General features: G+C 71.5%; 9 protein-coding genes and 1 rRNA gene. 3 read left to right on the top strand and 7 right to left on the bottom strand.

The features are described from left to right. A 16S ribosomal RNA gene (locus ORI94_RS21585) occupies positions 1-107 on the bottom strand; the annotation flags it as partial. Positions 108-665: 558 nt separating this feature from the next. Here ORI94_RS21585 and ORI94_RS21580 point away from each other — a divergent pair. Then, the gene (locus ORI94_RS21580; protein ID WP_266078176.1) at positions 666-1115 is read left to right on the top strand and encodes a PTS sugar transporter subunit IIA; all 450 of its coding nucleotides are present in this window, start codon (positions 666-668) and stop codon (positions 1113-1115) included. A gap of 76 nt (positions 1116-1191) precedes the next feature. Further along, complete coding sequence (ptsP, locus tag ORI94_RS21575) at positions 1192-2862, top strand: phosphoenolpyruvate--protein phosphotransferase (RefSeq protein ID WP_266078174.1); 1671 nt, start codon at positions 1192-1194, stop codon at positions 2860-2862. Between the two features lie 113 nt (positions 2863-2975). Here ptsP and ORI94_RS21570 read toward each other — a convergent pair whose 3' ends face one another. Together ORI94_RS21570 and ORI94_RS21565 are read right to left on the bottom strand one after the other, a co-directional pair. Then, a complete protein-coding gene (locus tag ORI94_RS21570; RefSeq protein ID WP_266078172.1) occupies positions 2976-3863 on the bottom strand; it encodes a hypothetical protein in 888 nt (295 codons plus the stop codon). Between the two features lie 99 nt (positions 3864-3962). Next, a complete protein-coding gene (locus ORI94_RS21565) occupies positions 3963-5930 on the bottom strand; it encodes an acetoacetate--CoA ligase (RefSeq protein ID WP_266078170.1) in 1968 nt (655 codons plus the stop codon). A 212-nt stretch (positions 5931-6142) separates the two neighbouring features. Between ORI94_RS21565 and ORI94_RS21560 the strand changes: the two genes are divergently transcribed. Next, entirely contained in the window at positions 6143-8509 is a 2367-nt protein-coding gene (locus ORI94_RS21560) for a glycoside hydrolase family 31 protein (protein WP_266078168.1), read from the top strand. A gap of 67 nt (positions 8510-8576) precedes the next feature. On the opposite strand, the gene ORI94_RS21555 is transcribed toward ORI94_RS21560, so the two are convergent. The 4 genes from ORI94_RS21555 to ORI94_RS21535 all read right to left on the bottom strand — a co-directional run bounded on the left by ORI94_RS21555 (position 8577) and on the right by ORI94_RS21535 (position 14804). Next, entirely contained in the window at positions 8577-9113 is a 537-nt protein-coding gene (locus ORI94_RS21555; protein WP_266078166.1) for an NUDIX domain-containing protein, read from the bottom strand. Between the two features lie 989 nt (positions 9114-10102). Next, on the bottom strand, positions 10103-10708 hold the full coding sequence (locus ORI94_RS21545) for a GTP-binding protein (protein WP_266078164.1): 606 nt from the start codon (positions 10706-10708) through the stop codon (positions 10103-10105). After that, entirely contained in the window at positions 10689-14384 is a 3696-nt protein-coding gene (locus ORI94_RS21540) for a hydantoinase B/oxoprolinase family protein (protein WP_266078163.1), read from the bottom strand. Before ORI94_RS21540 ends, ORI94_RS21545 begins: the two co-directional genes overlap by 20 nt. A gap of 24 nt (positions 14385-14408) precedes the next feature. Continuing rightward, on the bottom strand, positions 14409-14804 hold the full coding sequence (locus ORI94_RS21535; RefSeq protein ID WP_266078161.1) for a DUF742 domain-containing protein: 396 nt from the start codon (positions 14802-14804) through the stop codon (positions 14409-14411).

The following is a 14804-nucleotide window of genomic DNA, read 5'->3' as shown; positions in this document are numbered from 1 at the left end:
CTCACCCGTTCGCCACTAATCCCCACCGAAGTGGTTCATCGTTCGACTTGCATGTGTTAAGCACGCCGCCAGCGTTCGTCCTGAGCCAGGATCAAACTCTCCGTGAATGTTTTCCCGTGATCGGGAACGACACGCACGAGAGCGGAACGGTCGGGCGGAATGAGCCCGGCCGTTCACAGCGTCCTCGCTGTGTTTGCTTCAAAGGAACCTCGTCCCGGCCGAACGACCGGAGACGGGGTATCAACATATCTGGCGTTGATTTTTGGCACGCTGTTGAGTTCTCAAGGAACGGACGCTTCCTTTGTACTCACCCTCTCGGGCTTTCCTCCAGGCGCTTCCCTTCGGTGTCTCCAACACTACCAGTGTTTCTCCGGCCCTCTGACCACCGTCCTGCGAGCATGCAGAAGGTGACCCCGGGATAGGATCTACACGTTGGATTTACTGCAGGACAGCGACGCGAGATCACGTCGTTCAGCCCCAGGCAGGTCCTCGACTGTACAGGGGGCCGTGCGGCGGGTGCAAATCGGCGAGAAGATGTGGTCTAGACCTCTAATCGGGCCTCTCGTACGGAACCGGTACTACCGGTGACATACGCTGCATCACAGTGCGCCGTCCGAGACCGACAGTGACGGGCCCCTATGAATCTCCGCCCTGGGAGGCTTCCCATGACCACCGTGACGTCCCCGCTCGCAGGACGGGCGATCGGACTCGACTCCGTGCCCGACCCCGTCTTCTCCGGGGCCATGGTCGGCCCGGGTGTGGCGATCGACCCCGTACGGGAGCCGTCCACGGCTGTCTCACCCGTCGACGGTGTCGTCGTCTCTCTGCACCCCCACGCGTTCGTCGTGGTCGACGAGAGCGGGCACGGCGTGCTCACCCATCTCGGCATCGACACCGTGCAGCTCAACGGTGACGGCTTCGAACTGCTCGTCCACAAGGGCGACACCGTGACCCGCGGTCAGGGCATCGTGCGCTGGGACCCTGCCGCAGTCGAGGCCTCCGGTAAGTCCCCGGTGTGCCCGGTCGTGGCCCTGGACGCCATGGTGGAGGCCCTCTCCGAACTGCGGGACGACAGCGAGGTGAAGGCCGGCGAACGCCTCTTCCTCTGGAAGTAACACCGGCGCCGTCTCCCGACGGCCGGCAGGGCAACCCACACAGCGGCGGAAACGCCGCACTACCGGAGACAGTGAGATGGAGACAACGCTGCAAGGCGTCGGTGTGAGCCATGGTGTGGCGATCGGCGAGGTTCGGCACATGGGAACGGCGGTGCTCGAGCCGCCGGCCAGGCAGATCCCGACTGAGGAGGCGGAGCGTGAGCAGGGGCGCGCCCGCAAGGCCGTGGAGGCGGTGGCGGCCGATCTGATGGCGCGCGGCAACCTCGCGGGCGGAGAAGCCCAGGCGGTGCTCGAGGCCCAGGCCATGATGGCCCAGGACCCCGAGCTGATGACGGACGTGGAACGTCGCATCGCCGAAGGCAGCACCGCCGAGCGTGCGGTGTACGACGCGTTCGCCGCGTACCGTGACCTGCTGGCCGCTGCCGGTGAGTATCTGGCGGGTCGTGTGGCCGACCTCGACGACGTGCGGAACCGCATCGTCGCCCGGCTGCTCGGCGTGCCGATGCCGGGCGTCCCGGACAGCGACGAGCCCTACGTTCTGGTGGCCCGTGACCTCGCGCCGGCGGACACGGCGCTGCTGGACCCGGCCCTGGTGCTCGGTTTCGTGACCGAGGAAGGGGGGCCCACCAGTCACAGCGCGATCCTGGCCCGGGCGCTCGGTGTGCCTGCCGTGGTGGCCCTGCCCGGTGCCGGTGAACTCCCCGAGGGGACACTGATAGCCGTCGACGGCAGCACCGGTGAGATCTTCGTGAACCCGAGCGAGGAGAAGAAGGGGCAGCTCGAGGCCGCTGCGGCCGAGCGCCGGGCGGCGCTGGGCGCGTCGACCGGTCCCGGTGTGACCGCGGACGGTCACACGGTGCCGCTGTTGGCGAACATCGGCGGTCCGGCGGACGTGCCGGCCGCGATCGAGGCGGGCGCGGAGGGTGTCGGTCTCTTCCGTACCGAGTTCCTCTTCCTGGACGACAGCAGGAACGCTCCCTCCGAGGAGAAGCAGGTCTCGGCCTACCGTCAGGTGCTCGAAGCGTTCCCCGAGGGCCGTGTGGTCGTGCGGGTGCTGGATGCGGGCGCGGACAAACCGCTGGACTTCCTCACCCCCTCGGACGAGCCCAACCCGGCCCTGGGCGTACGCGGTCTGCGGTCGCTGCTCGACCACCCCGAGGTGCTGCGCACCCAGCTTTCGGCCCTGGTCAAGGCCTCGGAGGGGCTGCCCGTCCACCTTGAGGTGATGGCCCCGATGGTGGCGGACCGCGCGGACGCCAAGGCCTTCGCCGACGCGTGCCGTGAGGCGGGTCTGCACGCGAAGTTCGGCGCGATGGTCGAGATTCCGTCGGCCGCGCTGCGGGCGCGCTCGATCCTGCGGGAGGTGGAGTTCCTGTCGCTGGGGACGAACGACCTCGCGCAGTACACGTTCGCCGCGGACCGTCAGGTGGGTGCGGTGTCCCGGCTGCAGGATCCGTGGCAGCCCGCGCTGCTCGACCTGATCGCGCTGTCGGCGGAGGCCGCGAAGGCCGAGGGCAAGGGCTGTGGTGTCTGCGGTGAGGCCGCGTCCGACCCGCTGCTCGCCTCGGTGCTGACCGGTCTGGGTGTCACCTCCCTCTCCATGGGTGCGGCGTCCCTTCCCTATGTGCGGGCGGCGCTGGCGAAGTTCACTCTGGCGCAGTGCGAGCGGGCCGCGGCGGCGGCCCGTGCGACGGACAGCGCCGAGGAGGCCCGTAGGGCTGCTCAGGCCGTACTGTCGGGCGAGTAGCAGGGCGAGCAGGATGCGGCGGGCGGGCCGAGGACCGCCGCTGCTCCCGGAGGGGCGCTCCACTCAAGGGGCGCCCCTTTCCGTGGCCCCGCTCCCCGCTACCCGCTCAGGGTTCAGTGGCGGTGGCTCGGAGGCGGACCTTCCCCGAGGTCGGGCGGCTCGCAGTAGTCGACGTTGGACTCCGGCGAGATGAGATCTCCCGATTCGACGTCGGTGCAGTAGGCGTCGAACACCTCGCCCGCGGTGAGGGGTTCGAGACCCTGGACGCGCAACCGCCAGCCGTGAACGCGGTCGGGGGCGCCCGGGGCGGTGGTCCGCATGACGAGCCCGCCCGGGCTGTCGGTGGCGAGGCCGACGGCCAGCACCGTGGTGAATTCGAGGATCTCGGCGTCATCCAGTTCGAGAGGCCCGCCGTTGTCGTCGGCGTGGAGGACCGCGACCAGGGTCTCGGGGGGTCCGGCGACGCTGCAGACGAGGTGCCGGCTTCCAGGACCTGCCGTTTCGAGGATGCGGACGACCAGCTGGGAGGCGCGGGCGAAGGCCTCGCCTCCCAGGTCCTCTCCGCACGTGGGGCAGGCGCCGAGACGGGCGAGCAGCATGGCCGCGTACTCCCAGGTCGCCTGGCGGACGCCCTCGTCGACGAGAGCGGGCAGGAGATCGGTCAGGGGCTGTCCCTCGTAGGAGACGGTGGGGCCGGTGGCCGCCAGTTCGGCCGTGAAGCGGGTGCGGCTGGCGTGGCTGTCCGGGTCGAGGCCGCGTTGTGCGCAGAACTCCGCGTACTCCTCGGGGTCGAAGAGGGCCAGTGTGGTGTGGCTGCCCTGCAGGGCACGGGACCTGAGGAGGGCCTCCATGTGCTCGAGATACGTACGGTGGTCGTCGAAGGTGAAGCTCCGGTAGTGCCGCATGGCGCGGAAGTCGTGTTCGTCGGTGAGCAGCCCGATGGTGCCCGCGATTTCGCGGCGCAGGACGCGTCGCATGGTTCGGTGGTCGGTGTACGTCATGTCTCCCCCTGCACGGTCGATCACTGCTCACTCACAGTAATCGGGGGTACTGACAGCGGCGTCCGGCCAGGCGGTCGGGACCCGGCGGCCGGGGTGGGTTCAGGCTCGTTCGCGGGCCAGGTCCTCGTAGAAGGTGAGCAGATCCGGATTGTCGACGGAGCCGGCGTTGACCGCCTTCTCCAGCGGGGTGCCCTGGAGAAGTCGTTTGACCGGGACCTCGATGCGTTTGCCCGTCAGGGTGTGCGGGACGCCGGGCACCTCGATGATCTCGTCGGGGACGTGGCGTGGGGACAGTTCCTCACGGATGGTTTGCCGGATGCGGCCCGCCAGGTCCTCGTCAAGCACGGCTCCCGGTGCCAGGTGGACGAACAGGGGCATCCAGTAGCCGCCGTCGGGCTGTTCGATGCCGATGACGAGGGATTCCTTGATCTCGGGAAGGCGCTCGACGGCCTCGTAGATGTCCGCCGACCCCATGCGGACGCCCTGGCGGTTGAGCGTGGAGTCGGAGCGGCCGTGAATGACGACGGACCCCCGGGAGGTGAGGGTGATCCAGTCGCCGTGACGCCAGACGCCGGGGTAGGTGTCGAAGTAGCTGTCGTGGTAGCGGCTGCCGTCGGGGTCGTTCCAGAAGTGGATCGGCATGGACGGCATCGGGCTGGTGACAACGAGCTCGCCGACCTCGTCGGTCAGGGGCCTGCCGCCCGGGTCCCAGGACTGCAGGTCGGTGCCGAGACAGGGTGCCTGCAGCTCGCCGACGTGGACGGGAAGGGTGGGTACGGCACCGGCGAAGCAGGAGCACACGTCCGTACCACCGCTGACGGAGGCGATCCACAGGTCCTCACGCACCTCGTCGTGCAGCCAGCGGAAACCGTCGGGCGGCAGGGGGGAGCCGGTGGTGGCGACGCACCGCACCGCTGAGAGGTCGAAGTCGCGCGAGGGGTGCACGCCCGCTTTGCGGCAGGCCATGACGTATGCGGCGGAGGTGCCGTAGAGGGTGGCGCCGGTACGTTCGGCGATCCGCCACTGGGCACCCGTGTCCGGGTAGCCGGGGCTGCCGTCGTACAGGACGACCGTCGTTCCGGTGAGCAGGCCGGAGACGAGGAAGTTCCACATCATCCAGCCGGTCGACGTGTACCAGAAGAAGCGGTCCTCGGGGCCCAGGTCGCAGTGGAGTCCGAGCTGCTTGAGGTGTTCGACCAGGATGCCGCCCTGGGACTGGACGATCGCCTTCGGCAGCCCGGTGGTGCCGGAGGAGTAGAGCACCCAGAGGGGGTGCTCGAAGGGCACCTGCTCGAAGACCGGTTCGGTGTCCGCGGAGGTCAGGGCCTGCCAGTCGAGTGTCCCGTCGGGGGCGTCCGTGCCGAGCAGGGGGATGTGCACGACGGCGCGCAGGGTGGGCAGTTCTCGGCGCAGTTCGGCGACGACGTCTCGGCGGTCGTGCTCCTTGCCCCCGTAGCGGTAGCCGTCGACGGTGAACAGGACGACCGGCTCGACCTGCTGGAAGCGGTCGAGCACGCTGCGGGCGCCGAAGTCGGGCGCACAGGAGGTCCACACGCCGCCCACGGCCGCGGTGGCCAGGAAGGCGACTACGGCCTGCGGGATGTTGGGCAGGTAGCCGCTGACGCGGTCGCCGGGACGTACGCCGAGGGCGCGCAGTCGGGCTGCGAGGGAGCCGACCTGGCGGCGCAGTTCGGTCCAGGTGACGGGCCTCGGGTCGTGGGTCTCGTCGACGTGGAGGAGCGCCGGCTCCTCTGCGCGGTTCGCAGCCGCGCGGAGGGCGTGTTCGGCGTAGTTGAGGGTGGCACCGGGGAACCACTGGGCGCCGGGCATCGAGCGGTCGCCCAGCACGCGCGCGTAGGGGGTCGAGAAGCGGACGTCGAACCACTCCGTGACGGCCTTCCAGAAGGTTTCCGGCTCGTCCACGGACCAGCGGTGCAGTTCCGCGTAGCCGCCCTCGGCGGGCGCGCCGTGGTGCTCGGCCGCCCATGTGTGGAACCGAGTGATCCGGGCACGGGCGATGCGCTCCGGATCTGGCTGCCAGAGCGGCTGGGGGTTCACGGTCGACATGGGCGGCTCCCGGACTGTGCGCGTCGTGTGCGTCCCGCGCGCACGGGCTGGGGTGGGCGCGTGACGCGGCTGACAGGGACGATGCCACGTGATCGTCTTCCGTACCAGGGGACGGCCCACATGGTCCCGGTCGTGAAGATGTGGGCCGATCATGGGTGAACGGCAGTTGAACGACACTCCCGCGAGGTGCCGGCAGTGGCAGGGTGAGCGCCATGGACGGTCGTGACCTGGTGCGTTCGGTGAAATCGGTCGGCTCGGTGGGGACGGCGCAGGGTTTGCGTACCGTACGGGCAGCGTGGCGCAGGCGGCGGGCCGATGCCACCGGGCTGCCGCCCCGCGGGGCGGAGCGCGCGCGCGTTCCCGGGCCGGTGCGGGAGGTGGAGCCCGGGCCCGGAGGGGGTGTCGTCCGGTTCGGCCGTGCCGAGCTGCGGATCCGGGTCGCCGTCAACGGGGCCGTCTTCTGGGGCTGGGACGGGGCGGCTCCGGAGCCGTCGTACGCACTGGCCGGGCGCTGTCCCGAACCGGACCCGCGAGCGGTGCTGGAGCCGGACACCGACGGCGGCTGGCGGGTGGTCGCCGAGCGGGTGACGGTCGCCGTCTCGAGGCACGGCGCGGTGGAGGTACTCACTCCGGGAGGCGTGGTGCTGCGTCGGGAGCTGCCACCGCGGTGGTGGGAGCCGGTGGCAGGAGGCCCGGCGCGCTGGATGCAGCGGTCCGAGGTACGTGCCGACGCACGGTTCTTCGGGCTCGGTGGACGGGCCTCGGGGCCGTGGCTGCGGGACGGTACCTACCGGCTGTGGAACACGGGTCCCGGTCGCGGTTTCGGGCCTGGCGAGGCTCCGCCGCCCGTCACGATGCCGGTGCAGCTGGTGGTGGCCGACGCGGGCACGCATCTCGCGTTCCACGACAGTTCGTGGGACGGCACCGTCACGTTGCGGGAGGGGGCGGAGGGCTCCGGTTCCGGGCACGACCGGGCGGGGTCCAGCGAGCTGCGGATGGAGGGAGGGCCGCTGCGCTGCTGGGTGGTGGTGGGCACTCCCGCGCGGGTGCTGCTCGTCTGGGCGTCACTGACCGGTGCGCCCGCGCTGCCACCCGCGTGGGCCCTCGGACATCATCACGCGCGGTGGGGCGACGACGGTGAGCAGGAGGTGCGGCGGACCGTCGCCGGCCACCAGGAGCACGGGCTGCCGCTCGACGCCGTCCACCTCGGCAGCGGCCACCACGACGCCCACCAGGGGTTCACCGTGGACCAGGAGCGGTTCCCCAAGCTCTCGGCGCTGGCCGACGAGCTGCGGCGGGACGGGATCCGGCTGGTGTCGGTCGTCGGCCCTGCGGTCCCTGCCGGGGACGGCCGTGCCGTGTACGACGCGGGGGCGGCCCGGGACGCGTTCGTGCGCGACGCGTCGGGAGACGTCGTCCAGGGTGTGTCCCGGTCCGGGGACGTGGTCTTCCCCGACTTCACCCACCCGCGCGTGCGCGCGTGGTGGGGCGATCTGTACGCGGAGCGGCTGAAGCAGGGGTTCGCGGGCTTCTGGCACGACATGAACGAGCCGACGTCGTTCACCGCGTTCGGGGAGCCGACGCTCCCCCGCTCGGCCCGCCACGCCCTGGACGGACGGGACGGTGATCATCGCGAGGCGCACAACGTGTACGCCCTGTGCATGGCCAGGGCGGCTCACGAGGGGCTGCGGGCGCTGCTGCCCGAGGAGCGGCCGTTCCTGTTCTCGCGCTCGGGCTGGGCCGGCATGCAGCGCTACGGCGGGATCCTGTCGGAGGAAGTGGCCACGGGCTGGCCCGGTCTGCGGGCCTCGCTGGCCCTGGTGCTGGGGCTCGGGCTGTGCGGGGTCCCCCACACGGGGCCGGACGTCGGCGGCACCGGCGGACATCCCTCTGCCGAGCTGTATCTGCGGTGGCTCCAGCTGGGCGCACATCTGCCGCTGTTCCGCACCCGCGCGGGGACGGGCACAGGACACAGGGAGCCGTGGGAGTCCGGTACCGAGGTGCTGGCGCACGCGCGCGCGGTCCTCGTCGAGCGCCGGCGGCTGCAACCGTACTTCGTGACTCTGGCGCATCTGGCCCGGCGTACCGGGGCTCCCTATGTGCGGCCGCTGTGGTGGTCGGCGCCGGAGGACCGGGGGCTGCGTGACTGCGAGGACGCCTTCCTGCTGGGCGACAGCCTGCTGGTGGCGCCGGTGCTGGATCCGGGTGTGGAGCGGCGTACGGTGCGGCTGCCCGGCGGGCGCTGGTACGAGACGGCGACGGGGCGGGCGTTCGACGGGCCTGCTCAGGTGGTGGTCGACGCGCCCCTGGACCGCGCTCCGGTGTTCGCCCGCGCGGGCTCCGTCATTCCCGTGTGCGGGCAGGACGGGGGGCTGGAACTGGAGGTGTGGGCGCCTGTCAGGGGGCGGACCGGCGGCGGGACGGTCGTCGCGGACGCCGGCGACGGCTGGGAGGAGCCGGACCTCGAGCGGTACACCGCCCGCTGGGCGGCCTCCCGGATCGTCGTCGAGCGGAAGAGCGAGGACGGCACCAGCCGCTTCTCCCACCCGGTGCGCGTCCGTGGGCTGGGACCCGACTGACCGGGGCGGGGCACGGCCCGCCTCCCGGCCGGGGCTGCGGACGGCGGGACCGAGGCGCGGCGTCGCGTCAGATGTACCGTCCCTCGAACCAGGCCCGCACGGCACGCGTGTGCAGCGGGAAGGCGAGTTCCTCCGCGTGCCGCAGCAGGTGCCAGCCCTCCGTCTCGTCCGTGGCGTCCGGCGGCGGCAGCCCTTCCGCGGGACGTTCCGGGAGCAGCCCGAACAGCAGCAGGTGTCCGTCGGGCGAGCTCATGGCGTCGGCGAGCCGTACGTCCCGGCTCGCCACGTCGATGCCGGTCTCCTCCCGGAGTTCACGGACGACGGCCTGGCGCCAGTCCTCCCGGTCGTCGATGTAACCGCCGGGCAGGGCCGTGCCTCCGCGCGCGGGGGCGATGGTCCGGGTGACGACGACGAGGGCGGTGCCCTTCGGGTCGTACACGGGCTGGAGGGCGACCGCGACCGGCAGCGGGTTGCGATAGGCGGCGGTGCCGCATGCCGGGCAGGTGCGGGGCCAGCCCGAGACGCCCTCGCCGAAGGGCGTGCCGCAGCTCGAACAGTGGGAGTCCGGCACGGGATCAGGGCCGGGGATCTGGGTTCTGGGCACGCGCGGACTGTAGCCGATCGGGGCGGAGGCGTCTCCGGGGAGTGTCCGGGGGCCGTTCAGCGGTGGCCGGTGAGCGGCCCCCGGGACACCGGAAAGCGGTGGAGAGTCGTGTCATGTCTCCTGTGTCCATCAGGCTGCGGTGGCTGCGGTGGCTGTGAGGGCTGTGAGGGCTGTGAGGGCTGTGAGGGCTGTGGGGGCTGTGAGGGCTGTGGGGGCTGTGGGGAAGCATCCTGCCCCTGCCCGCTCGGCCATGGCACGCTCCTGACGGCCCGTCGGGAGTTCTGGTCGGGGTGCCGGTGTCGGAGTTGTGCCCCGTGGAGGTGCGGTGACACGTGAGCGCACACCGGTGGCTGCGGGGTGGTTCGCCGAGGACGAGGACGGATTCCGGCTCCTCGGCACCCGCCGTTCGGGCCGCGCCCGGGTCTTCTTCCCACGAGGGAGGGGCCGTTGCCGCAATGCGTGATGCCGGGGAGGCGACCTGGTGGAGGCGCCGTCATGCTCCCGTGCGCTCCTGGACGGGCGGCCTTCGCTTCGCCCTCCCACCGGTGGCCGACCTGACGACCGGCGGGCCGGCGGGCCGGCGGGCCGGCGGGCCTGGAGACACGCGACCGTCCGGAGACAGGCGAGGACCTGGCCCGGACCTGCTGCCCCGGGCAGCAGGCAGCGGTCCGCGGGAGACGCTGTTTCCCCTTCACGTCAACGTGTTCGCCGGTACCCCCGCCGACCTCGGTGGGCCGGCCGTACCGTACGACGCCACGTGCGCGAGGCGGACGCTGTGCGACGAGTCGGGTGCGGTGCCCGCCGCGGAGTGCGTGGAGACGAGGAGCCAGTACGCGGCAGTGCCGGCGCACGGTGCCCGGTTGACGCGGGGCGGGCTGTTCGCGCCGTCCGCGCGGCTGTCCGGGGCGGTGCGTACGCGTCCGGTCCCGCGCGGTACGGAGAGGGCCGCGGCACTGGCCGGGGAAGGTCCGGCCGGGGCCGCCTCCGGTTCAGGTGGTGACGGCCTGGCGGCGCTGCGCCGCCTGTGCCATGGCGTGCTGGACGACGCCGACAAGAACCGTCTTGACCGACTCGCGGTCCCGGGCGTCGCCCATCAGGATCGGTACGTCCGGGTCGAGATCGAGCGCCCGGCGGACGTCCTCGGCCGGGTAACGCGCTGCTCCCTCGAAGCAGTTGACGCCGACGAGGAACGGTATGGAGCGCCGCTCGAAGTAGTCGACGGCCGCGAAGCAGTCCTGCAGCCGCCGGGTGTCGGCGAGGACGACGGCGCCGAGGGCACCCTCGGCGAGCTCGTCCCACATGAACCAGAACCGCTCCTGGCCGGGCGTGCCGAAGAGGTACAGCACCAGATCCTCGCGGAGCGTGATGCGTCCGAAGTCCATGGCCACCGTGGTGGTGTTCTTGGCCTCCACCCCGCTGAGGTCGTCGACCGGGCGCCCTGCCTCGGTGAGCAGTTCCTCGGTGCGCAGCGGCCTGATCTCACTGACCGCGCCGACGAGCGTGGTCTTGCCCACGCCGAAGCCGCCGGCCACCAGGATCTTGAGCGTGACGGGCTCGACCGGGGGCTTGTCGCGCTCAGAACGCCCGAAGATCATCGTACTTTTCTCCTGCTCGGTGAAGGTCCCGCGGTGGACCGTAGCCGCCGCCGCCGGGGGTTTCGACGACGAGCACGTCACCGGGGCGCACGTCCGCCGAATCGCTGCCGTCGAGTGGGGTGACGCAACCGTCCGCGCGGTCGATCCGGTTGGCGCCGAGCGCCCCGGGGGCGCCGCCCGCCATGCCGTACGGGGGGACCCTGCGGTGCTGGGACAACGTGGAAACGGTCATGGGTTCCAGGAACCGGATGCGGCGGACCGCGCCGTCCCCGCCGCGCCACCGGCCTGCTCCTCCGCTGCCCGCGCGCACGGCGAACGCGTCGACGCGGACGGGCAGTCGCCACTCCAGGACCTCGGGGTCGGTGAGGCGCGAGTTGGTCATGTGGGTCTGCACGACGGAGGCCCCGGGAAAACCGTCCCCCGCGCCCGAGCCGGAGGCGACGGTCTCGTAGTACTGGTGGCGGTCGTTGCCGAAGGTGACGTTGTTCATGGTGCCGGAGCCCTCGGCCTGGATGCCGAGCGCCGCGTAGAGAGCGCCGGTGATGCTCTGGGAGGTCTCCACGTTGCCCGCGACGACGGCGGCGGGTGGCAGGGGGGCCAGCATGGAGCCGGGCGGCACGATGATCCGCAGCGGCCGCAGGCAGCCGTCGTTGAGCGGGATGTCCTCGCCGACCAGGGTGCGGAAGACGTACAGAACTGCCGCGTTGACGACCGAGAAGGGGGCGTTGAAGTTGGTGGGCAACTGCGCTGTGGTGCCCGTGAAGTCGATGGTGGCGGAGCGGTCCGCGCGGTCCACGCGCACGCTCACGCGGATGACGGCGCCGGAGTCGGTCTCGTAGGCGTACCCGCCGTCCTCGAGGGTGTCGATGACGCGGCGCACCGAGTCCTCGGCGTGGTCCTGGACGTGCCGCATGTACGCCTGGACCACGTCGAGGCCGAAGTTCTCGATCATCCGGCCGACCTCGTCGACGCCCTTCCGGTTGGCGGCGATCTGGGCGCGCAGGTCGGCGAGGTTGGTCCGCGGGTCGCGGGAGGGGTACCGGGCGTCGGTCAGGAGGCCGAGGGTCTCCTCCTCGCGGAACCGGCCGTTCTCGGCGAGCAGCCAGTTGTCGAAGAGGATGCCTTCCTCGTCGATGTTGCGGCTTCCGGCGGGCATGGACCCCGGGGCGATGCCGCCGATCTCGGCGTGATGGCCGCGGGAGGCGACGTGGAAGAGGGCCTTCCTGTCGCCCTGCGTGGTGCCGACGGGCCCGGTGCCGAAGACCGGGGTGATCACGGTGACGTCGGGGAGATGGGTGCCGCCGTGGTACGGGTCGTTCACGGCGTAGGTGTCACCCGGGCGCATGGTGGAGCCGCGCCGCCGGATGACCTCCTTGACTCCGGTGCCCATCGAGCCCAGGTGGACGGGGATGTGGGGGGCGTTGGCCACCAGGTTTCCGTCCGGGTCGAAGAGGGCGCAGGAGAAGTCCAGGCGCTCCTTGATGTTGACGGACTGGGCGGTGGACTCGAGGCGGGCGCCCATCTGTTCGGCGATGGACATGAAGAGGTTGTTGAAGATCTCGAGCATCACCGGGTCGACTTCCGGGTCGGCCCCCCGGTCCGATTCCGTGCCCGGATCGGAACTCTGCGTAATCCCGACGCGTTCCATGACCAGATGCCCGTCCTGGTTCGGAGCGGCCCGCCAGCCTTCGTCGACGACGGTCGTGGTGCCGGCCTCGGTGATGATCGCCGGGCCGGTGACCGCCTCGCCGGGGGGAAGGTCCTCGCGGCGGTGGAGGGGGACGTCGCGCCAGGTGCCGCCGGTGTGGAGGCGGACGGGGCGCGCAACGGCGGGGCGGCCTTCGTAGGGGGCGAGGGCGGAGAGATCGGGGGGCTCGGTGATGCCTGTGGCTTCGACGGAGAGGGCTTCGACGACGATCGGGCGGTCGAGCGTGAAGGAGTAGGTGGCGCGATGACGTTCTTCGAAGGCGCGGCGCATGACGGTGGGGTCGGTCAGTTCGACCGTGAGGGTGGTGTCGGTGCCGTCGTAGCGGAGCTGGGCGCGCCGGGTGACCTCGATCCGGTCCTCGGGGACGTCCTCGGCAAGGAGTTCGGCGCGGGCCGCCGCTTCCAGGTCGTCGGCGATCCGGTGGATGCCGGGCATCTCGGCGGGTTCCAGGGGTGCCTCGGCGGAGTGTTCGCGCATGGCCGTGGTGTCGGCCAGACCGATGCCGAGCGCGGAGAGGACACCCGCCATGGGCGGCACCAGGACGGTACGGATACCGAGGGAGTCGGCGACCGCGCACGCGTGCTGCCCGCCCGCACCGCCGAAGGTGGTGAGGGCGTAACGGGTGATGTCGTGGCCCTTCTGGACGGAGATCCGCTTCACCGCGGCGGCGATGTTGGCGACGGCGATCCGCAGGTAGCCCTCGGCGACCTGCTCCGGGGTGCGGTCGTCTCCGGTCCGTTCGCGGATCTCGCGCGCGAGGGTGGTGAAGCGGTCGCGGACGAGTCCGGCGTCTAGGGGCTGGTCGCCGTTCGGGCCGAACACCGCGGGGAAGTGGGCGGGCTGGATGCGTCCGAGCATGACGTTGGCGTCGGTGACGGCGAGCGGTCCGCCGGCCCGGTAGCAGGCCGGGCCCGGGTCGGCGCCGGCCGAGTCCGGGCCCACGCGGTAGCGGGAGCCGTCGAAGTGGAGGACCGAGCCGCCGCCTGCGGCGACGGTGTGGATGTCCAGCATGGGGGCGCGCAGCCGGACACCGGAGATCCGTGTGGTGAAGACGCGTTCGTAGTCCCCGGCGAAGTGGGAGACGTCGGTGGAGGTGCCGCCCATGTCGAAGCCGATGACCCGGTCGAAGCCGGCGAGCTGCGACATGCGGGCCATCCCGACGATGCCGCCGGCCGGACCGGACAGGACGGCGTCCTTGCCGCGGAACTGCGCGGCTTCGGCGAGGCCGCCGTTGGACTGCATGAACATCAGCCGTACGCCGTCGAGTGCGTCGGCCACCTGCCGGACGTAGCGGCGCAGCACGGGCGAGAGGTAGGCGTCGACGACGGCCGTGTCCCCGCGCGGGACGAGTCGCATCAGCGGGCTGACCTCGCTGGACAGCGAGATCTGCGGGAAGCCGATGCGGGCGGCGAGTTCCCCGACCGCCTGTTCGTGGGCAGGGTGGAGGTGACTGTGCATGCAGACCACGGCGACGGCGCGGATGCCGTCGGCGTGGGCCCGCTGCAGCGGCCCGCCGAGGGCGGCGAGGTCGGGGGCGCGCAGGACGGTGCCGTCGGCGGCGACACGCTCGTCCACTTCGACGACCCGTTCGTACAGCAGCTCGGGCAGTTCGATGCGGCGGGCGAAGATGGCGGGGCGGTTCTGGTAGGCGATGCGCAGGGCGTCACGGAAGCCTCGGGTGACGACCAGGAGGGTGCGTTCGCCGGTGCGCTCCAGGAGGGCGTTGGTGGCGACCGTGGTTCCCATGCGTACGGACTCGACGGGATCGCGGGAGCCGGCCAGCAGTTCGCGCACGCCCGCGACCGCCGCGTCGGCGGCGGGTCGCGCCTCGCCGGGAGGAGGTCCGGGCCGGTCGAGGGCCGGGTTGTCCGACAGCAGTTTGCGGGTGAGGAGCCGCCCGTCGGGGCGACGGGCGACGATGTCGGTGAAGGTGCCGCCTCGGTCGACCCAGAACTGCCAGCCTGTCACGTCAGTACCTCGCTTCCGTGCCGCTCACAGCGCCCGGAGGCCGTTGATCACGTCGCGCAGAATACTCTCGTCCGGCAGTTCGGCAGGGGGGACGGGCCGGTTCACGTGGACGGTTTCCAGGTCGACGAGATCACCGACGAGGACGCGTACCACTCCGATCGGCAGGTCCAGTTCCGCCGCGAGTTCCGCGACCGTCTGCGGAGCGGCACGGCACAGTTCGACGATGTCCACGTGTTCCGGGGAGAGTGTGGGGTCCGTCTCCGGATCGTCGGCGTCGGGTTCGGTGACGACCACTGCGATCAGGTCGAGGCGGTGCTGGGCCGCACTCGAGGTGCGGCCCCGCGTCATGGCATACGGACGGACGACCGGTCCGGCCTCGTCGTCGAACCAGTGGCTGCTTCCCTCGCCGTCAGCACTCAT

This window comes from Streptomyces sp. NEAU-W12, assembly GCF_026242095.1.
GTDB lineage: Bacteria > Actinomycetota > Actinomycetes > Streptomycetales > Streptomycetaceae > Streptomyces.
This window is presented reverse-complemented; position numbering and strand designations above follow the sequence as displayed.